At 72.8% G+C, this 20699-nt stretch carries 11 protein-coding genes, 1 tRNA gene and 1 other RNA gene; 9 read left to right on the top strand and 4 right to left on the bottom strand.

Annotated features, from left to right (window positions below; all coding sequences use genetic code 11):
• Window positions 1–10: 10 nt before the first annotated feature.
• From ITJ59_RS14615 to ITJ59_RS14605, 3 genes are all read left to right on the top strand, one after another.
• Window positions 11–1156 carry a cystathionine gamma-synthase gene (locus ITJ59_RS14615; protein ID WP_194652032.1) on the top strand — a complete coding sequence of 382 codons (1146 nt, stop codon included), beginning with the start codon at window positions 11–13 and terminating at the stop codon, window positions 1154–1156.
• A 91-nt stretch (window positions 1157–1247) separates the two neighbouring features.
• Window positions 1248–2648 (top strand): MFS transporter, encoded by a 1401-nt coding sequence (locus tag ITJ59_RS14610; protein ID WP_194652031.1) that lies wholly within the window; start codon window positions 1248–1250, stop codon window positions 2646–2648.
• Window positions 2649–2679: 31 nt separating this feature from the next.
• A complete protein-coding gene (locus tag ITJ59_RS14605) occupies window positions 2680–3267 on the top strand; it encodes a substrate-binding domain-containing protein (protein ID WP_194652030.1) in 588 nt (195 codons plus the stop codon).
• A gap of 34 nt (window positions 3268–3301) precedes the next feature.
• Here the strand turns inward: ITJ59_RS14605 and ITJ59_RS14600 are convergent, their stop codons facing one another.
• Complete coding sequence (locus ITJ59_RS14600) at window positions 3302–3883, bottom strand: TetR/AcrR family transcriptional regulator (protein WP_194652029.1); 582 nt, start codon at window positions 3881–3883, stop codon at window positions 3302–3304.
• 224 nt (window positions 3884–4107) lie between these two features.
• Here ITJ59_RS14600 and ITJ59_RS14595 point away from each other — a divergent pair, with 224 nt between their 5' ends.
• Both ITJ59_RS14595 and ITJ59_RS14590 read left to right on the top strand, forming a co-directional pair.
• The gene (locus ITJ59_RS14595; protein ID WP_194652028.1) at window positions 4108–5364 is read left to right on the top strand and encodes a multidrug effflux MFS transporter; all 1257 of its coding nucleotides are present in this window, start codon (window positions 4108–4110) and stop codon (window positions 5362–5364) included.
• A gap of 64 nt (window positions 5365–5428) precedes the next feature.
• Window positions 5429–7327 carry a helicase HerA-like domain-containing protein gene (locus tag ITJ59_RS14590; RefSeq protein ID WP_194652027.1) on the top strand — a complete coding sequence of 633 codons (1899 nt, stop codon included), beginning with the start codon at window positions 5429–5431 and terminating at the stop codon, window positions 7325–7327.
• Between the two features lie 12 nt (window positions 7328–7339).
• Here ITJ59_RS14590 and ITJ59_RS14585 read toward each other — a convergent pair whose 3' ends face one another.
• Both ITJ59_RS14585 and ITJ59_RS14580 read right to left on the bottom strand, forming a co-directional pair.
• A complete protein-coding gene (locus tag ITJ59_RS14585) occupies window positions 7340–7984 on the bottom strand; it encodes a hypothetical protein (RefSeq protein WP_194652026.1) in 645 nt (214 codons plus the stop codon).
• Window positions 7985–8277: 293 nt separating this feature from the next.
• Window positions 8278–8365, bottom strand: a tRNA-Ser gene (locus ITJ59_RS14580).
• Between the two features lie 122 nt (window positions 8366–8487).
• Here ITJ59_RS14580 and pta point away from each other — a divergent pair.
• Window positions 8488–10596 (top strand): phosphate acetyltransferase, encoded by a 2109-nt coding sequence (gene pta, locus ITJ59_RS14575; protein ID WP_194652025.1) that lies wholly within the window; start codon window positions 8488–8490, stop codon window positions 10594–10596.
• An 85-nt stretch (window positions 10597–10681) separates the two neighbouring features.
• Window positions 10682–11878 carry an acetate/propionate family kinase gene (locus ITJ59_RS14570; RefSeq protein WP_194652024.1) on the top strand — a complete coding sequence of 399 codons (1197 nt, stop codon included), beginning with the start codon at window positions 10682–10684 and terminating at the stop codon, window positions 11876–11878.
• Between the two features lie 141 nt (window positions 11879–12019).
• Here the strand turns inward: ITJ59_RS14570 and ITJ59_RS14565 are convergent, their stop codons facing one another.
• Window positions 12020–12694 (bottom strand): SDR family oxidoreductase, encoded by a 675-nt coding sequence (locus tag ITJ59_RS14565; RefSeq protein ID WP_194652023.1) that lies wholly within the window; start codon window positions 12692–12694, stop codon window positions 12020–12022.
• Window positions 12695–12731: 37 nt separating this feature from the next.
• Between ITJ59_RS14565 and ffs the strand changes: the two genes are divergently transcribed.
• Together ffs and ITJ59_RS14555 are read left to right on the top strand one after the other, a co-directional pair.
• An RNA gene (gene ffs, locus ITJ59_RS14560) (signal recognition particle sRNA small type) lies at window positions 12732–12828 on the top strand.
• Window positions 12829–13015: 187 nt separating this feature from the next.
• The gene (locus ITJ59_RS14555; protein ID WP_194652022.1) at window positions 13016–20596 is read left to right on the top strand and encodes a choice-of-anchor G family protein; all 7581 of its coding nucleotides are present in this window, start codon (window positions 13016–13018) and stop codon (window positions 20594–20596) included.
• Window positions 20597–20699 lie beyond the last annotated feature (103 nt).

Raw genomic sequence — 20699 nt, 5'->3', positions numbered from 1 at the left:
CCCAGCCAGCATGACCGAGTTCAGCACCCGCGCCATCCACGCCGGCCAGGAACCCGACGGCCCCACCGGGGCGGTCATCCCGCCGATCCACCTGACGTCGACGTACGTGCAGGACGGCATCGGTGGCATGCGGAACGGCTACGAGTACTCCCGTTCCGGCAACCCGACGCGTGATGGGCTGCAGACCCTGCTCGCCGACCTCGACGGCGGTGTGGCCGCGTACTCGTTCGCGTCCGGACTCGCGGCCGAGGACGCCCTGCTCCGTGCGGCGCTCCGCCCGGGCGCCCGCGTCGTGATGGGCAACGATGTCTACGGCGGCACGCACCGCCTGGTCAGCCGGTTGCACGTGCCGTGGGGCGTCGAACTCGTCGTGGTCGACATGAGCGAGCTGGACCAGGTCCGGGCCGCGCTGCAGGGAGCTCCGGAACAGACCGTGCTGTGGGTCGAGACCCCGACGAACCCGCTCATGAAGATCGCCGACATCGCCGGGCTCGCGACGCTCGGGCACGAGTCCGGTGCGCTCGTCGTGGTGGACAACACCTTCGCGTCGCCGTACCTGCAGCAGCCGCTCTCGCTCGGCGCCGACGTCGTCGTGTACTCGACGACGAAGTACCTGGGCGGGCACTCGGACGTCGTGGGCGGCGCCGTCGTGCTGGCAGACGAGGAGCTCGCGGCGAAGGTGCAGTTCCTGCAGTTCGGCGCCGGTGCGATCTCGTCGCCGTTCGACGCGTTCCTCACCACCCGCGGGATCAAGACGCTCGCGGTCCGGATGGAACGGCACTCCACGAACGCGCAGGCCGTCGCCGAGGCGCTCGTCGCTGCGCCGGGTGTCGAGCGTGTCTACTACCCGGGCCTGGCCGACCACCCGGGGCACGACGTCGCCGCGCGGCAGATGCGTGGCTTCGGCGGCATGCTGTCCGTCGCCCTCGCCGGTGGCCCCGCTGCGGCACGACGCTTCGCTGAGTCCACCGAGCTGTTCGCGCTGGCCGAGTCGCTCGGCGGCGTGGAGTCGCTCATCGGGTACCCGAGCGAGATGACGCACGCCTCGGTGAAGGGCACGGAGCTGGCGGTGCCGGAGAACGTGGTGCGGCTGTCCGTCGGCATCGAGGACGCCGGCGACCTGATCGCGGACGTGCGGCAGGCGCTCGAGCGCTGACCCGCTGACGGACGGGAGGCACGGTGCGGGCCCGCACCGTGCCTCCCGTCCGTCGTGTCCGCACGTCGGTGGCCGCGCCTACGATGAGCGGGTGAGCACCACGGCGACGAGGACGGGCCTGCTGAGCGGCCGGTACGCCCGCGCGACGATCGGCATGGTCGCCATCGTCGGCGTCGCGGCGTTCCAGAACCTCGCGATGACGACGATCATGCCCGTGATCAGTCGAGACCTCGACGGCGAGGCCCTCTACGCCCTGGCGTTCGCCGCGCCGCTCGCCGCCGGCGTGCCCGGCATGGTGCTCGCCGGCAACTGGACCGACCGTGCCGGTGGTCGGATCGTCGCATGGGTCTCCGCCGTGCTGTTCGCCGTCGGGACGGCCGTGGTCACGCTCGCGCCGACGATGCCGGTGTTCCTGGTCGGACGTCTCATCGAGGGCTTCGGCGCCGGCGCGATCGACGTCGTGCTGTACGTGCTCGTCGCCCGGATCTTCCCCGCCGAGCTGCACGGCCCGGTGTTCGCCGGGTTCGCGGCCGCGTGGGTGGTGCCGGCCCTGATCGGTCCCGCGATCGCCGGCATCGTCACCGACACGTGGAACTGGCACTGGGTGTTCGCGGGGGCGCTCGTGATCGCCGTCGGCGCGTTCACCCTGCTCGTGCCGACGCTCGGCCGGCTGCGTGCGCCCGATGCGGCGCTCCGGCCGCCGTGGCAACGGGTCCGGATCGGCTGGTCGGTCGCCGCTGCGGTGTCGATCCTGCTGCTCAACGTCGCACCGGACCTGACCGCGTGGGCCATGGTGGCCGCGGTGGTCGTCGGCTTGGTCGGCACGTGGTTCGCACTCCGTCCGCTCCTGCCGTCGGGCACGTTCCGCGCTGCCGCCGGGCTGCCGTCCGTCGTGCTGCTCCGCGGGCTCGTCGCGGCGTCGTTCTTCGGCAGCGAGGCCTACGTCCCGTTCCTGCTGCAGGCGAAGCACGGTCTGTCAGCGTCCGCCGCCGGGCTCGCCCTGACGGTGGCGGCGTTGAGCTGGGCGGCCTCGAGTTGGGCGCACGGACGACTGGGGGAGCACCGTCTGACCGCGCGCCGGACCTTCGGTGTGGGACTCGCCCTGGTGCTCGTGAGCCTGCTGACGGCCTTCGCGGTGGCCGCGCTCGACCTGTCGTGGTGGGTGCTCGTCGCCGGTTGGTTCGTCGGCGGTGCGGGCATGGGTGCGATCTACCCGCGCACCTCGATGCTCACGCTGCGGTTCTCGGGCGAGGGGGACGACGGGTTCGCGAGCTCGGCGCTCACCATCGCCGACGCCGCGGGCAGCGTGATCGGACTGGCGGTCACCGGACTGCTCTTCACGGCGACCGGTGGTGCCGACGGCACGGTGTCGTTCCCGCTCGTGTTCGCTGCGATGACCGGCTTCGCGGCGCTGGCCGTCGCCGCCGTCCGGCGCCTCGGACCCGTGCCCGCGCCGGTGCCCGCGACGTCGTCGGACCGCGCGGCCGGGTAGCGTGGCAGACCGGACCGAAGAGGAGACCCCCGTGTTGCGCATCGTCGCTGCAGCAGTCGCCGTGGCGGCCGCACTCACGCTGGCCGGCTGCCAGGGCACGACGTCGGCTGCGCCCACACCGGTGCAGAGCACGGACCTGACGAGCTCCGACGGCGGGTTCGACAAGCAGGCCGTGATCGGTGTCGTCCTGGTCGACGGTGAGTCGGCCCTGGGCGAGGACCTGCGGAGCGGCCTGGCCGACGCCGGCTTCCGGCCAGACGTCCGGGTCGCACCGGCGTCCGGAGCGGCGTCGTCGCAGCGCACCGCGGTGGCGCAGCTCGTCCGCAAGGGTGCCAAGGCGTTGCTCGTGCACGCCGCGCAGCCCGCCGCGCTGACCGGGGTGATCCAGACCGCGCACGACGCCGGCGTGGTCGTGGTGTCCCTCGGCGACCCGTTGCCCGCGACGGGGACCGGCGGTGACGGGGTCTCGGCGGACTACCGCGTGCCGTCCGGCGATGACGACGCGGCGACGGCGACCACGGCGGTCGAGGTCGTCCGGTCGCTGCAGCGCGGGGAGAAGCCCGAGACCGAACCCACGGGCGCGGACACCACCGGAGCGGACACCACCGACGCCGAGTGAGCGCCGCGCGACGGCGTGTGTGCCGTGCGGTCGCTCAGCTCCACCAGGCCGGGAACGACAGCGTGATCGTCTCGACCAGTGCCTTCCGCGAACGTCGCGGCCCGGCCAGCCAGGCCTCGATCGCCCCGACGAAGCCCTGTGCCACGTAACCGGCGGCGACGTCGTCGAGGAGCTCCGGGCGCCGAGCGGCGTCGAGCTCGCGGATGTGCAGCGCACTCGACTCGGTGAAGTGGGCGACGAGCAGACGGTGCAGTGAGGCGTCGTTCGGGTCCGGCAACGCCTTGCCGTAGATGTCGCGGTGGGTGGTCACGTGCTCGACGACCGCGTTGATGCCCCGCCGCGTGATCGTGGCGAGTTCGGCCGCGTCGGCACCGCGGGCCGCGGCGGCCCGGCGGTCGTCGGCGTCGTCCTGGCGGATGCGGTCGAGCTCGGGCGTCAGGACGTCGGCGAGGAGCGAGCCCGGCGAGACCGCGTGCGAGTAGAACGTCGCCCGGTTGATGCCGGCGGCACGGGTGACGTCCGCGACGGTGATCTCGGAGACCGGTCGATCGGCTGCCAGCCGCAGGATCGCTTCGCGCAGGGCAGCGGTCGTGTGCAGGATCCGGGCATCCACCATGACGCCCACCCCCTTCTGATCCGGTTCACCCGGAGGCCCCCGAGCAGTCCGACGGTACCGCATGGCGCGGGATCGGCACGCGGACGGCGGGTGGCAACACGCGGGCAATCCGTGCCGGCGGCCTCGCAGCGCTCCGCGCGGCCCGTAGGATGGTCTCGCGGACGAATCGATTCGATCGACGCCGCGATCACCTCCCGCCCCGCACCGCCGAAGGACTCCTGCTCGTGACCGCGCCCGCCACCACCGGTTCGCTCCGGGTCGTCCTGCACCCCGGAGACTCGCTCTCCCGGCGCCAGCGACTCGTCTACGTCTTCGTCCTGGGCGCCCTGACCGCGCTCGGGCCGTTCACGATCGACCTGTACCTGCCAGCGTTCCCGGCACTCAAGGAGCAGTTCGGCGTCACCGACGGTGCGGTCCAGCTGACGCTGACGGCGACGACGCTCGGGTTCGCGTTCGGGCAGCTGCTCGTCGGTCCGTGGAGCGACAAGGTCGGCCGGCGCCTGCCGCTCATCATCGCGACGACGGTGCACATCGCCGCGTCGATCGGTGCCGCGACCGCGCCGGACATCGAGCTCCTCGCGGTGTTCCGCGTCCTGCAGGGCATGGGCGCGGCCGCTGGTGGTGTCGTCGCGATGGCCACGGTCCGCGACCTGTTCGGTGGCAAGCCGCTGGTCCGGATGCTGTCACGGCTGGCGATGGTGAACGGTCTCGCGCCGATCCTCGCGCCGCTGATCGGGTCGCAGATGCTGCAGTTCACCAGCTGGCGCGGGATCTTCGTCTTCCTCGCCTGCTACGGCCTCGCCGTGGTGATCGCCTCGATCCTGCTCATCGTCGAGACCCTGCCGCCGGCCCGTCGCCGAGAGGCGGGGCACTCCACCATCGGGCAGCGCTACAAGGCGCTCTTCTCCGACCGGATCTTCGTGGGCGTCGCGCTCATCGGCGCCATGGTGTTCAGCGGGCTGTTCTCGTACCTCAGCTCGTCGCCGTTCCTGTTCCAAGGCGTCTACGGACTCGACGCGCAGCAGTACGGACTGCTCTTCGCGGTGAACTCGGTCGGCGTCGTCCTCGGTGTGCAGATCTCGGCGCGCTTGGCGCAGCGTGTCGGGCCGCAGTGGATCCTGGCGTGCTCGACGGCGACGCTCTTGCTGGCGTCGATCGCCATCATCGTGCTCGACCAGCTCGGTGCGGGGCTCGTCGGCGTGCTCGTGCCGCTGTGGTTCTTCATCGCGGCGTGCGGGTTCTCGTTCCCGTTGGTCCAGGTCATCGGTCTGGCCGCCCACGGCAAGGAGGCCGGTACGGCAGCGTCCCTGCTCGGTGCCCTGAACTTCGGCGTCGCCGGGCTGATCTCGCCGATCGTCGGGTGGCTCGGCATCACGACCGCGACCCCGATGGCGATGGTGATGGGGTCGACGGCGGCCATGGCGATCCTCATCCTGTGGGTCGTGGTGCGCCCGCGGACGGTCCCCGAGCTCACGCACTGACGAGTTCTCCACAGCTGCCCGGAACGGCCGGACAGCGGTCCCCGCGCGTCCCTAGGCTGTGCCCATGAGCGACGCGGTGGAGCAGGCACGGGCAGCGGCCGAGGCCGCCCAGCAGGCGGCGGACAAGGCACGACGGCTGGCGGACGAAGCCGTGCAGCGGGCCGAGGAGCTCGCGGCCGCGCTCGCCGGACAGGAGGCCCGGCTCGCCCCCGACGCGGAGCCCGCCTCCGCCGTCCCCGCGGCCCCAGAGCCCACCGCCGCGGTCGCCGACGGTGCCGCCACGGCCACGGCCACGGCCCCGGAGCCGGCCGCCCCGGGTCCGGAAGCCGCCCACGCGGCCGGCACCGTGCCTCCCGGCAGCGGTGGAGCCGGCCCGCTGGGTCCTGACGCCATCGCAGCGATCCGGACCGGGTACACCGTCGAAGGACAGGCGCTCGAACTCGGCGCCCTGGTGAACGGCGACGCCCGGCCCGACGTCCAGGTCCGCATCCCGCTCGGCATGCTGAACCGACACGGGCTGGTCGCCGGTGCGACCGGCACCGGCAAGACCCGCACGCTGCAGGTCCTCGCCGAACAGATCGCGGCGAACGGCGTGCCGGTCTTCGCTGCGGACATCAAGGGCGACCTGTCCGGGTTGGCCGTCGCTGGGCAGGGGAACGAGAAGCTGCTCGCCCGAACCGGGGGGATCGGTCAGGAGTGGCAGGGGGTCGCGAGCCAGGCCGAGCTCTTCTCGCTCGGCGGGCAGGGCACCGGCGTGCCCATCCGTGCGACGGTGTCCGGGTTCGGTCCGCTGCTGCTGTCCAAGGTGCTCGGGCTGAACGACACCCAGGAATCGTCGCTCGGGCTGGTCTTCCACTACGCCGAGCAGGCCGGGCTGCCGCTCGTCGACCTCACCGACCTGCGGAGCGTGCTGACGTTCCTGGTGGGTGACCAGGGCAAGGGGGAGCTGGCCGAACTGGGTGGACTCTCGAAGCAGACCGCCGGCGTCATCCTGCGCGAGCTCATCACGTTCGCCGACAAGGGTGCCGACCAGTTCTTCGGCGAGCCGGAGATCGACACGCAGGTGTTCCTCCGGACGGCTGCCGACGGCCGGGGGATCGTCAGCCTGCTCGAGGTCCCTGGGGTGCAGGACCAGCCCGAGGTCTTCTCGACGTTCCTGATGTGGCTGCTGGCCGACCTGTTCAACGAACTGCCGGAGGTCGGCGACCAGGACAAGCCGAAGCTCGTGTTCTTCTTCGACGAGGCGCACCTGCTGTTCAGCGGGGCATCGAAGGACTTCACCGACCAGATCGTGCGCACCGTGCGGCTCATCCGCTCGAAGGGCGTCGGCATCTTCTTCGTGACCCAGACCCCGAAGGACGTGCCGAACGACGTCCTGGCGCAGCTCGGGTCGCGCATCCAGCACCAGCTCCGGGCGCACACCCCCGACGACGCGAAGGCGCTCCGGGCCACCGTGTCGACCTACCCGTCGAGCGACTACGACCTGGGCGAGGCGCTCACGTCGCTGGCCACGGGCGAGGCGATCGTCACCGTGATGAACGAGAAGGGTGCGCCGACGCCGGTCGCCTGGACGCGGTTGCGTGCACCGCAGGGATCGATGGACCCGATGCCCGCGGCCGACATGGCGTCGCGGGTGCAGGCGTCGCCGTTGCTCGCGACGTACGGCCCTCGGGTCGACCCGGACTCCGCACACGAGATGCTCGCGCGCCGGATGGAATCGGCTGCTGCCGAAGCCGCGGCCGTCGATGCGCAGAAGGAGTACGAGCGGACACAGCGCGAGTTCGAGCAGGCCGAGCGGGCCGCGGCGTCCAGGCGTTCGGGCCGGTCGGGGCGGAGCACGCGGACGACGGCCTCGCGGAAGGCGGACGACCCGCTGTCGGACCTGCTCGGGTCCGGGCTCGGCGGCACGATCGCCAGAGAGGTGGTGCAGGGGATCTTCTCGACGCTCCGACGACGTCGGTGAGCGGCGACCGGCTCAGTCCCCGAGCAGGCCGGTGAACTCGACGACGAGCAGCGCGACCACGATGCACGCCGCCACACCGCCGACGACCAGGTAGGCCGACCGCTGCTCGTACCAGGCTCGGCTCGACGGGTAGCGCTTCGCGAAGGACCGGACCGACACCGGACGGTTCTCCTCGGTCACCTGGACACCCAGGGCCTCGACGACCTGCGCGAGTCCCTGGTCGCCCCAGACGTCGGCACGGATGCGGAACAGGTGCGCGCCCGTGGCGTCGAACGCCACGAGTTCGCGCATCGTGCGGTCGACGGAGCTGCCGTACGTCGTGGCCAGCACCAGGCTGTGCACGCGCTCACGGGGGACCCGGCGGTGCGGTGTGACCACCCCGCGGATCGTCACGCCGTCGGCGTCGATGCCGATGTACGCGGTCCGCAACCGCACGAAGACGACACCGACGAGGGCCGCGAGGGCGACGACCACGGACGCGACGAGCGCCCAGGTCCGGAGGGGGAACGACACCCAGACCATGGCGACGGCGAGCGGCACGGCGGAGAACACGATGCTCAGCGCGGTCGACCGGACGAGCGAACGGCGCGGCCGGAGGACGACGTCGTACACGGCGGCACGCAGGTGCGGCGCGGCCGGCACCGTCGTTTCCCCCATGCGCGTCTCCTCGCCCCTCGGATGTCGTGGGCACGCCGAAGCGTCTGCCCGGCGAGCGACGCCCCTGCCGCTCGATGCATCGCGGTCGGCTCGTCCCGGAGCCGTCCGCTCCGGCAAGCATAGGTGACCGGCGGGGAGCGGGGACAGCCCGTTCCACCCCGGATCGGCGTTTGACGGCCAGTCCTTGGCGAACAGGGGACAGGCGGGTCCGCTGCGTGGGGGACCGCGCCCCTGCACGGCCACGAACTGTCGACGGAACGACGAAGGCCCCGCACTCGAGTGCGGGGCCTTGCTGGCGGAGAATGGGGGATTCGAACCCCCGAGGGCTTGCACCCAACACGCTTTCCAAGCGTGCGCCATAGGCCACTAGGCGAATTCTCCTGACACCGTCTCGCGACGGCGACACCCAATGGTACAGGTTCTGCGGGGTGGTCACGACCGCGTGTCGTGCGGTCCGGTTGCTCCCAGTGGTCGTGACGTGTCCGGCGACTACCCTGGGGCGCGTGTCGACCCGCATCTACATCACGTCAGCAGAAGGGCACACGGGCAAGAGCACCGTCGCCCTCGGTGTCCTCGAGACCCTCGCACGCTCCGTCGGTCGCGTCGGCGTGTTCCGCCCCGTCGCCCGCTCGGTCGCCGAACCCGACTACGTGCTCGAACTGCTGCTGCAGCACACCGCGGTGGGCATCTCCTACGACGACGCGGTGGGGGTCACCTACGACGACGTCCACGCCGACCCGGACGTCGCTCTCGGCACGATCGTGAACCGGTTCGCTCAGGTGGAGCGGCAGTGCGATGCGGTCGTGGTCCTCGGCTCCGACTACACCGACGTCGGCAGCCCCACCGAGCTGTCGTTCAACGCGAAGGTCGCCGCGAACCTCGGCGCCCCCGTGCTGCTCGTGCTCGGCGGGCGCGACGCAGCCGAGCGCGGGGCCCGGACGCCCGAGGGCATGGCGCAGGTCGCGGACGTCACGACGAGCGAGCTGCGGGCGGCGCACGCGCAGTTGTTCGGCGTGATCGTGAACCGTGCGGACCCGGAGGCCCTCGAAGCCATCGTGGCGAGCGTCGAGCGGGCCGTGCACGACGACCACCCGGACGTGCCGGTGTGGGCGATCCCCGAGGACCGCGTGCTCGTCGCCCCGACCGTCCGTGCGCTGCTGCAGGCCACCGACGCGACCCTGGTCCGCGGGGACGACGCCCTGCTCGACCGCGAGGCGCTCGGCACCGTCGTCGCCGGCATGAGCATGGAGAACGTCCTGCCCCGCCTGATCGAAGGCGGCATCGTCGTGGTCCCGGGTGACCGCAGCGACGTCCTCATCGCGACCCTGCTTGCGAACCAGTCGGACACGTTCCCGAGCCTCGCCGGCGTGATCCTGAACGGCGGGTTCGAGACCGCCCCGCAGATATCCCGGCTGCTCGAGGGCCTGTCGAGCTCCCTCCCGATCGCGCAGAACACCCTGGGCACCTACGACACCGCCCTCCGCATCACCCAGACCCGCGGGCGCCTGGCTGCGGACTCGCCCCGCAAGGCCGACCTCGCCCTCGCCCTGTTCGAGCAGCACGTCGACGCCGAGGCCCTGCGCGACCGCCTGCAGCTCACCCCCTCCGGCGTGGTCACCCCGCTGATGTTCGAGCACGGGCTGCTCGACCGCGCCCGCGGCTACGGCAAGCACATCGTCCTGCCCGAGGGCGAGGACGACCGCATCCTCCGCGCCGCGTCGACCCTGCTGGCCCGCCAGGTCTGCGAGTTGACGATCCTCGGCGACCCCGCCGCGATCCGCACCCGCGCGACCGAGCTCGGGCTCGACCTCGACGCCGCGCAGCTCGTGTCGCCGTTCGACCCGGAGCTCCGCGAGCGCTTCGCCGAGGAGTACGCCCGGCTCCGCGCGCACAAGGGCATGTCGATCGAGCTCGCGCGCGACACCGTGACGGACGTCTCGTACTTCGGCACGATGATGGTGCAGCTCGGCCTCGCCGACGGCATGGTGTCCGGCGCGAAGCACACCACGGCGCACACCATCCGGCCGTCCTTCGAGATCATCAAGACCCGTCCCGACACCTCGATCGTGTCGAGCGTGTTCCTGATGGCGCTCGCCGACCGCGTCCTGGTCTACGGCGACTGCGCGGTGATCCCGGACCCGACGAGCGAGCAGCTCGCCGACATCGCGATCTCGTCGGCGGAGACGGCGACACAGTTCGGCATCGACCCCCGCGTCGCGATGCTCAGCTACTCGACGGGTGACAGCGGCACCGGGGCGGACGTCGACAAGGTCCGTGCCGGCACCGCGTTCGTCCGCGAGCGCCGTCCCGACCTGCTCGTCGAGGGCCCCATCCAGTACGACGCGGCAGCCGACCCCACGGTCGCGTCGACGAAGATGCCGGACTCCCCGGTCGCGGGCAGGGCGACGGTCTTCATCTTCCCGGACCTCAACACCGGCAACAACACCTACAAGGCCGTGCAGCGCTCGGCCGGTGCCGTCGCGATCGGGCCGGTGCTGCAGGGCCTGCGCAAGCCGATCAACGACCTGTCCCGCGGCGCGCTCGTCAGCGACATCGTGAACACCGTCGCGATCACCGCGATCCAGGCCGGCACCGCAACCGACGCGAGCTGACCGCCGGACCCGCACCGGGCCTCCAGGCCGACACCAGACCGGCCGCCCACCCGGCGGCACCGACCCACAGAAAGCGACACCACCCGTGACCGCAGCCCTCGTCGTGAACTCCGGATCGAGTTCGTTCAAGTACCAGCTCATCGAGCTCGAGGGGGAGCGCACGCTCGCCTCCGGCCTGGTCGAGCGCATCGGCGAGTCGGCCGGCGCGTGGAAGCACACCAACGCGCTGACGGGGGAGTCGTCGTCGAACGACGCTGCCTCGGTGCCGGACCACGCCGCCGGGTTCCAGGCGATGATCGACGCCTTCGCGAAGGTCGGTCCGTCGTTCGACGAGCACCCGCCGGCCGTCGTCGGCCACCGCGTCGTGCACGGCGGCACCACCTTCGACCGGGCCACCATCGTGACGGACCAGGTCGAGGAGCAGATCGAGGCGCTGAACAGCCTCGCGCCGCTGCACAACCCGGCGAACCTCGAGGGCATCCGCGCCGCGAAGCAGGTCTTCTCCGACGTGCCGCACGTCGCCGTGTTCGACACCGCGTTCCACCAGACGATGCCGCCGCACGCGTACACCTACGCGATCCCCACCGACCTGGCGGCGAAGTACGCGATCCGCCGCTACGGCATGCACGGCACGAGCCACAAGTACGTCTCCGAGCAGGCAGCGGCGTTCCTCGGGCGCCCGTTGTCCGAGCTGAAGACGATCGTGCTGCACCTGGGCAACGGTGCGTCGGCCGCAGCGATCGACGGCGGGAAGTCGATCGAGACGTCGATGGGGCTCACGCCGCTCGAGGGCCTGGTGATGGGCACCCGCTCCGGCGACCTCGACCCGGCCGTCCTGCTGCACCTGCACCGCGAGGCCGGCCTGTCGTTCGACGAACTCGACACCATGCTCAACAAGCAGTCCGGGCTGCTCGGCCTGACCGGCAACGGCGACATGCGCGACGTGCAGGACGCCGCCCTGAACGGCGACGAGGTCGCCGAGGCGGCGCTCGCCGTCTACCGGCACCGGATCCGGCGCTACGTCGGCGCGTACACCGCGCAGCTCGGCGGACTCGACGCCGTCGTCTTCACCGCGGGTGTCGGCGAGAACAACGCGCTGCTGCGTCGGCGCGTGCTCGCCGGGCTCGAGCACCTGGGCATCGCGATCGATGCGGACCGCAACGAGTTGGGATCCCGGGAGGCGCGGGTCATCTCCTCGGACACGTCGCGTGTCGCGGTGCTCGTCATCCCGACGAACGAAGAGCTGGAGATCGCCCGGCAGTCGGCTGCGGTCGCGCTCTGAGGAGGGGCGCGCCGCTGCTGCACGGTGCGGCTCTCGTGGGCTGGTGCGGGGTTGGTGGCCGGGTGCGCGCCTGCAGCGCGGCACCGAGCCAGCAAGCCCGCACGGGGCGGCGGGCTGCGCACGGTGCGGACGGGGCGCTCGTCAGGAGAGGGCGTCGAGAGCCGCGGGGATCGGCGTGCTGCCGCTCGTGACCTCGAACTGGACGCCGACCGCCGTGTCGTCGAGCAGCGCGTGCAGCACGACCGTGGCGACGTCGGCCCGGGCGATCGAGCCGCGCGGCACCGTCCGCCCGACGTCGACCGTGCCCTGCGGCGGCGTGTCGAGCAGGGCGCCGGGACGCACGATCGTCCACCGCAGCCGTCGGGCGCGCAGGTTGGCGTCGGCCTCGGCCTTCGCGCGGAGGTACACCTGGAACACGGCGGCGTCGTCCTGCGCCGGCACGACGGCGGTCTGCGGGTCGTAGGTGTCAGCCGCCATCGCGGACACCATCACGTAGCGGTCGATGCCGGCGCGCTCCGCGGCGTCCGCGAGCAGGATCGCGCCGTCACGGTCGACGGTGAGCTTGCGCTCGGCTCCGCTGTTCGGCCCGGCGCCGGCGGCGAACACCACGGCGTCGACTCCACGGAGGCGCAGTGCCAGGTCGTCGTCACCGAGTTGCTCGAGGTCCGCGACGATCGCCCGGGCGCCCTGCTGCTCGACGTCGGCGACGTGGGCGGGGTTGCGGACGATGGCGACGGCGTCGTGTCCGGCGTCGGTGATCTGGCGGGCGAGGAGCAGTGCGATCTGGCCGTGTCCTCCGGCGATGGCGATCTTCATGTGTCAATCCTGCCCGGTCGCATCCGGTAGAGTTGTCGGCGGCTCCTCACGTGACGCCATCCAGGTGAACTCCCCCAGGGCGGAAACGCAGCAAGGGTAGCCGGGCTCTGGCGGGTGCGTGAGGAGTCTTTTCTGTCTCCGCGTGTCGGCGCGCTGCTTCCGCATGTCTGTTTCGTAACGGGTTGCGGACACGAACCTGATCATGTGTGAAGATCACCTTCAAGGAACTCCCAACCAGGGTTCCGATCGCTCCACCGCCTCACCAGCGGGGGAGATCCGAGGATCAGGTGGCGGGTTCGCCCGCCAGGATGAGAGACACGCATGCGCAGGCACGCGTCGCAGCGCGGTACCCGGGTACCGACCGCAGCGAACAGCTGGACACGACGGATCATCGGTGCTGGCGACCGAGCTCGACGACGAGCATCGGACGATCGGCGTCTCCTCCTGCGTGGCAGTGTCATCGCCACGGTGACGGCGCTCGTCGCCGCCACCGTGGCGATCCAACCCGCTGCGGCGGCACCCAACGACGTCGCTGAGGGCGAAGGCGTCCTGCTCAGCGGGTCGGGGATCGTCGACGTCGACACCCTCGCGCAACTCGGCGGCGCGTACTCCGCACGCGGGGCGGCCACGGGCGGCGGCACGACGAACCAGCCGCTCAACCTCACGGCCCTGAACGCGGTGGGCGTGGACCTCGGCAACGACATCGACCTGCTCGGCACCAACGGCATCCTGACGCTCGGCGTGAACGGGCAGTACGCCACCACCTCGGCGTCGGGCACGACGGCCTCGTCCGGACTCCTGACGAACGACGGCGGCATCGGGGTCGGCACGGGCCTCGGCACCGGTGCCAGCACGCTGGACCTCAACCCGCTGTTCGCACGGGTCGGCGCGGACACGACGGTGCTGTCGAACGCGCAGCTGCGGATCGGTGCCCTGGCGTCCCGCATCCAGGCCACGCGTGGCACCACGGTCGGCACCACGACGGACTACCGGATCGCCGGCGCGAACCTGAACCTCACCAGCCCTGCGGTCGCGGGCCTGACGACGTCGCTGCGGACCGACCTGCGCGCGCTCTCGAACTCCGTGAACACCACGGTCGGGGCGAACGGGGCACTGTCCGGCACGACGACGGCGCTGACCACCGAGCTCCAGCGGCTGCTCCGCAGCACGGCCCTCGGGCTCGTCACCCTCAACGGCACGACCGCGACCGCCTCGGTCAACCTCAACCTCGACGGCACGCTCGAGCAGGTGCTCGCACAGCCGCTGACGGACGGCGCGGTGACGATCACGCCGGCGACCGGCGCGATCACCGTCGACCTCGACGAGCTGACGACACTGAACAACCAGCCCGCGAACACCCCGGTGCTGACCGAAGCGGCCGTCAGCTCGATCAACCAGAGCATCACGACGATCCTGGGCACCCAGCTGCCGACCGCGCTGCAGACCGCCGTCGTGAACACGATCAACTCGACCGCGGTGGCCGTGAACGTCACCGCCAACGTCACCCTGGCCGGGGTCCCGCTCACCGCTCTGGCGCTCCGTGCGGACACGACGCTCGGCGCCTTGGCCGGCACCACCCCGGCGAACGCGACCGTCACGGCGACCGGTGGGCCGCTCGGGCTGACCGTCCTCGGGACCCTGCTCGCCCCGGCCGTCAACTCGATCGTGGTGCCGGCGCTGCAGACCATCGTGCGACCACTCGTCACCGGCACGGCACTGACGACCCTCGGCACCACACTCACCGCGACGACGACAGCGGTGTCCACGCTGCTCGGCCCGGTGGTGCTGTTGCTCCGCCAAGTGATCGACCTGACCGTGAACGCGCAGGACACGACCACGGGCTTCCGCGACGCACGCGGGTACGACCCCGGGGCGCGAAGCGTGCACGCCCTCCGGCTCTCGGTGCTGCCCGGCACGAACGCCGCCACGGTCGACCTCGCCACCTCAACAGTCCGGGCGACGGCCATCGCTCCGCCGACCATCACGGCACCGACGGCGAACCAGCAGTTCAGCGTCCCCTCGGCCTCGTCCACCCGGAGCATCACCGTCAGCGGTGCCGGTGAGCCGGGCGCGACCATCGCCGTGAGCCTCGGCGGCGGACGCACCGGCACGACCACCGTCGCGGCGAACGGCACGTGGACGACGTCGATCCCGAACGTCCCGACCGGCGACCAGACGGCCACCGCGACCCAGACCGTCAACGGCGCCGCGGCTGGGACTGCGACCCAGACGTTCTCGGTCGTCGCACAGCAGGCCCTGACGATCACGACCCCGACCGCCGGGCAGACCATCACGACCACGAGGACGACCGCATCCGTGACCCTGACCGGTACGGCGACCGCCGACGCGCGGATCGACGTCGACCTCGGCGGCGGCCGAACGGCGACCACCACGGCGAACGGCAGCGGCGCGTGGAGCGTCACCGTCCCCGCCGTGCCCGTCGGGGACCAGACCGCGAGCGTGACCCAGACCGTCGGCGACACGACCTCGAGCCCCGTCACGCGGGCGTTCCGAGTCGTCGCTGCCGCGGGCCTGACGGTCGACAGCCCGACGGCGGACCAGGCCTTCCCGCTCGTGGGCGACACCCGGTCCGTTCCGTTCTCCGGCAACGCGCAGCCCGGCGCCCGCGTGGACGTGGACCTCGGCGACGGCCTGACCGCGACCACCACGGCGAACGCCGGCGGTGCCTGGTCGACGAGCGTCACCGGTGTCCCCGCGGGGGACCGCACGGCGCAGGTGACCCAGACGGTCGGCGGCACCACGAGCAGCCCGGTCGAGCGTGACTTCACGGTGACGGCGGCTCCGGGGCTGACCATCGACGTACCGGCCGACGGCAGCTCGATCACGGTCGCGGACGCCACGTCGATGACCCCCGTCACGGTCTCCGGCTCCGCCGCCCCGAACGCGCGGGTCGCGGTCGGCATCGGCGGCTCGTTCACCACCGCGGTGGACGCGGACGACGACGGCGACTGGGCGGCGACCTTCGTGGGCGTCCCGACCGGCGACCGCACGGTCACGGCCCGGCAGACCGTCGACGGCACGACCTCGGCACCGGTGACCTCGACGTTCACCGTCGCGGCCGGCGACCCCGTCGTCATCACCTCGCCCGACGACGGTGACGTGGTCACGGTGCTCGACGCGGACACCACGGCCGACCTCGAGCTGACCGGCACGGCCGAGGGCGGAGCCGAGGTCCGGGTCTCGCTCGGTTCCGGGCGCACCGCGACGACCACGGCTGAGGACGACGGCTCGTGGACCGTCACCGTCCAGGACGTCCCGGTCGGTCGGTACACGATCGCCGCGACGCAGACGGTGAACGGCACGACCTCGCCCGCCGTCCGTCAGGTCGTCACCGTGCAGGTCGGCGCTCCGCTCACCGTGACCGCTCCGGTGCAGGACGCGATCGTCACGGTCGCGACCGACGACTCGGTCGTGGACGTCACGGTGCGCGGGACCGCCCAGCCGGACGCCGACGTCGAGGTCGTCCTGGACGACGGGGACGCGGTCGCCACGACGGCGAACGCGCAGGGCGCCTGGTCGGTGACCCTGTCGGACGTCGGCACGGGCGACCACACCGCCACCGTCACGCAGACCGTCGGCGAGGCCACCTCGACGGCGATCGACCGCGACTTCACGGTCGCGGCCGGCGACGGCCTGGTCATCGACGCTCCGGGCGATGCGCAGGAGATCCCGGCCGGCACCGGCGGACAGGCGAACGTCGTCGTCCGCGGGACCGCCGAGCCGGGGGCGACCGTCGCCGTCACGATCGACGACGCGGACACCGTCGAGGTCGTCGCCGACACCGCCGGCAACTGGGCGGTCCCGAGCACCCAGCTCGGCATCGGCGACCACACCGTCACCGCCGTCCAGACCGTGAACGGCACCGACGGGCCCGTCGTCAGGCGGGACTTCACCGTCGTGCCGGGCAACGCGATCGTGATCGACACCCCGGCGAGCGGTACCCGCTTCGTCGTGGTGGACGGCGACGCCACCGCCACCGTCCGGATCACGGGCTCGGCCGAACCCCTCGCCGACGTGGCCGTCTCGGTCGGACCGGGCACGCGGTCCACCACCACCGCGGACGCCGACGGCGCGTGGGCCCTCGACGTCGCCGGCCTCGCCCCGACGGGCGTGTACACGGTGACGGCGAGCCAGGAGATCGCGGACGTCGTCACGAGCGCCATCCCGACGACGTTCCAGGTCGTCACGGCGAACGCCCTGACCATCGCGGCACCGGGCACCGCCCCGATCACCGTGGCCGGTCCGGACGTCGAGCGCGACGTCACCGTCTCCGGCGCCGGTCAGCCCGGAGCCCGGGTCACCGCGTCCACCGCCGGGGCGGACGACCAGCAGGGCACGATCGCGGCCGACGGCACGTGGTCGGTGACGTTCCCGGACCTCGGCGTCGGACCGCACCCTGTGTCGGTGACGCAGACGCTGCCCGGCACCGTGTCCGACCCGCGCACCTCGGCACCAGCCCAGCGCACGATCACGATCGAGGCCGCCGACGCGGTGGCGGTCACGGTGCCCGAACCCGACGACGTCCTGCTCGTCCCGAACGCGGAGGCGACGCGCGACGTCGTCGTCTCGGGGACGGCGGAGCCGGACGCGCCGGTCACGGTGCGGCTCGGCGGCATCGCGCAGACCGCGACCGCGGACGGCGACGGTGACTGGACGGTCACGTTCGGCGGGGTCGGTGTCGGTACCCCGACGCTCACCGCCACCCAGACCGTGGGCGGGACCACTGCCTCCAGTCCGACCCAGACCGTCACGGTGCGGGCCGGGACCGCACTGACCATCGCGACCCCCGAGGACGGCGACGTCCTGACGGTCGCCGACGCGGCGGGCACCGCCGACGTCGCGGCGAGCGGCCGCGCGCAGGCCGACGCCGAGGTCACGGTGCGGCTCTCCACCGGTGCGACGCAGACGGTCAGGGCCGACGGGGACGGTGCCTGGCAGGCGGCGTTCGCGGACGTGCCCGTCGGCGACCACCGCGTCACCGCGACCCAGGTCGTCGGCGGTCAGACCTCGACGCCGGTGACGGCAGCGGTGTCGGTCCGGGCCGGTGCCCCGCTCGTCGTCTCGACCCCCGCCGCTGACACCACCGTCACGGTCGCCGACGGCGACGCCACCACCGACGTCGACTTCGCCGGTACCGGCCAGCCTGGCGCGACCGTCACGGTCGACCTCGGCGACGGCGGCCGCGCGACGGCACGGGTCGACCAGCGGGGACGGTGGTCGACCACGGTCGAGGGCGTGCCGGTCGGTTCGTGGACGGCCTCGGTCGCGCAGGCGGTCAACGGCACCACGAGCGCCGCGGTCCGACGACCGGTGTCGGTCGTGGCCGCGGCCGCGCTGACGATCCGGCAGCCGGGCGACGACCCGATCACGGTCGCCGATGACGCCGCCACGACGACCGTGACGGTCACCGGCGACGCCGAGCCGGGCTCCACCGTGACCGTCACGGTCGGCGACCGCGACCCGGTGGAGGTCACCGCGGACGACGACGGCTCGTGGACGGTCGACGTCCCCGACCTCGGTGTCGGCGAGCACACCGTCGAGGTGACCCAGACCGTGGACGGCTCCACCTCGACCACCCCGGCCTCGACCACCTTCGAGATCGTGCCGGGCGCGCCCGTCGTGGTCGACCGACCGACCGTCGGCCAGGAGTACACCGTCGCCGACGCGGACGCGGCCACCGCGGTCGACGTCAGCGGCACCGCGCAGCCCGGGGCGACCGTCGTGGTCGACCTCGGCGGCGGACGCAGCGGGTCGACCACCGCGGACGACGACGGCGCCTGGAGCGTCACCGTCCCAGGCGTGCCGGCGGGCAACCGGACGGTGAGCGTCACCCAGCGCGTGGGCGACACCGAATCCGCGCCCGTGACGGTCCGCATCCGCGTCCTCGTCGCCGACCCGATCACGATCGCCACCCCGGCGGACGGTTCGACGGTCCGGGTCGCGCAGCCGGACTCGGTCGTCACGGTCACCGCCGGTGGTGCAGCCGAGGCCGGTGCCCGTGTCCGCGTCACGATCGACGGGGGCGACCCCACGACCGTGACCGCGACGGGCGCGGGCACGTGGACAGTGGACCTGCCCGGCCTGGTCGTCGGGGAGCACACGATCCGCGCCACCCAGACGGTCGACGGCTCCACGTCCGAGCAGGTCCGGAGCACCTTCACGGTGGCACCCGGAGCCGCGCTGACGGTCACCGCCCCGACCGCCGACGCGACCTTCACCGTGCCGGACTCCGACCCGACCGCGACCGTCCCGGTCAGCGGCCAGGGCCAGCCCGGCGCCACCGTCGAGGTCGTGCTGGACGACGGCGACCCGGTGACGGTGCGCGTCGGGTCCGACGGCCGCTGGTCGACGAGCCTGGCCGACGTGCCGGCCGGTGACCACACCGTCTCGGTCACCCAGGTCGTGAACGGGACCACGTCGTCCCCGGTCGAGCGCGACGTCACCGTCGTGGTGGCCGAGGCGGACGCGATCGTCGTCACGGCTCCGGTCGACGGCACGGCGTACCGGGTGCTCGGCGGGTCGACCGACGTGCGCGTGGTCGGTACCTCGGCGCCGAACGCCGCGGTCTCGGTCCGCATCGACGGCGGCACCGCGGTCACGACGACGGCGGACGACGACGGCACGTGGACCGTCACCGTCCCCGGCATCGGCACCGGTCAGCACACGATCGCCGCGAGCCAGACGGTGGACGGCGACACGAGCGACGCCCCGCAGGTCCGGTTCCGGGTGACGGCGGCGACGCCGGTCCGGGTGACGAGCCCGACCGACGGACAGGTGATCCCGACCACCGGTACGACCGTGTCCATCCCGGTGAGCGGCACCGCCGAGCCCGGTGCGACGGTCACGGTCGACATCGACGGGCGGACCGCGACGACGACCGCCGGCGACGACGGTTCGTGGACCGTGACGGTCGGCGGGGTCCCGGCGGGTGAGCACACGGTGTCGGTGACGCAGACGGTCGGCGGTCGGACCTCTGACCCGGTGACCAGCGACGTCACCGTCGTGGCTGCCCAGTCGACCGACATCACGATCACCAGCCCGGTGCCGGGGCAGCTCATCCCCGCGGACGGACCGGGTGACACCGGCTCGTTCACGGTCACCGGGCACGCGACCCCGGGCGTGACGGTCACGGTGACCCTGTCCGACGGACAGGTGCGCACCACCACCGCCGATGCGGACGGTGACTGGAGCGTCGCGTTCGACCGGGTGCCCGAGGGGGAGTGGACGATCCGGGCGACCCAGTCGGTGAGCGGGACGACGACCGCCGCCCCCGAGGTGTCGATCATCGTCGACGCCGTGGATCCGCTCGCGGTCACGTCGCCGACGCCGGGCGCGCACCGGATGGCCTCGGCCGCCGGCTCCGTCGACTGGGCGGTCACCGGCACGGCCGAGCCGGGGGCGACCGTCACGGTCGTCGCCGACGACGGCACGCCGGTCACGACGACGGCGGACGGTACCGGCGCCTGGTCGGTGACGATCCGTCTCGTGGTCGGCCCGCACACCCTGCGGGTCACGCAGACGGTGGCGGGGGCGACCTCGGCCGAGCAGACGGTCCGTGTGGTCGTCGACGCCGCGACGGTGACGCCGGGTGAGCCCGGCACGCCGGGCGGCCCTGGGACGCCGGGGACGCCGGGGACGCCGGGTCTTCCCGGTCTGCCCGGCAAACCGGGTACGCCGGGGGCGGCCTCCGGGACGGGTGCCGGGACAGGGTCCGGCACCGGCACCGGCACCGGCACCGGCACCGGCACGGGCGGCCTCGCCTGGACCGGTACGGATGTCGCCCCGGCCGCCGGGACGGCAGCCGGGCTCGTGGTCCTCGGGTTCCTCCTGCTGGGGCTCTCGCGCCTGGCCAGGCGCGCCCGCCGCCACGGCCGCAGCTGAGTCCGACCGGCGCCACGCACCGCGCCTCTCGTCCGTCTCCGGGTCGGACGGGAGGCGCGGTGCCGTCCCTGCGCTCAGCCGCCGCGGGCAGGCGGCCGGGTCC

The organism is Curtobacterium sp. VKM Ac-1393, assembly GCF_015350995.1.
In the GTDB taxonomy this organism is placed as follows: Bacteria; Actinomycetota; Actinomycetes; order Actinomycetales; family Microbacteriaceae; genus Curtobacterium.
This window is presented reverse-complemented; position numbering and strand designations above follow the sequence as displayed.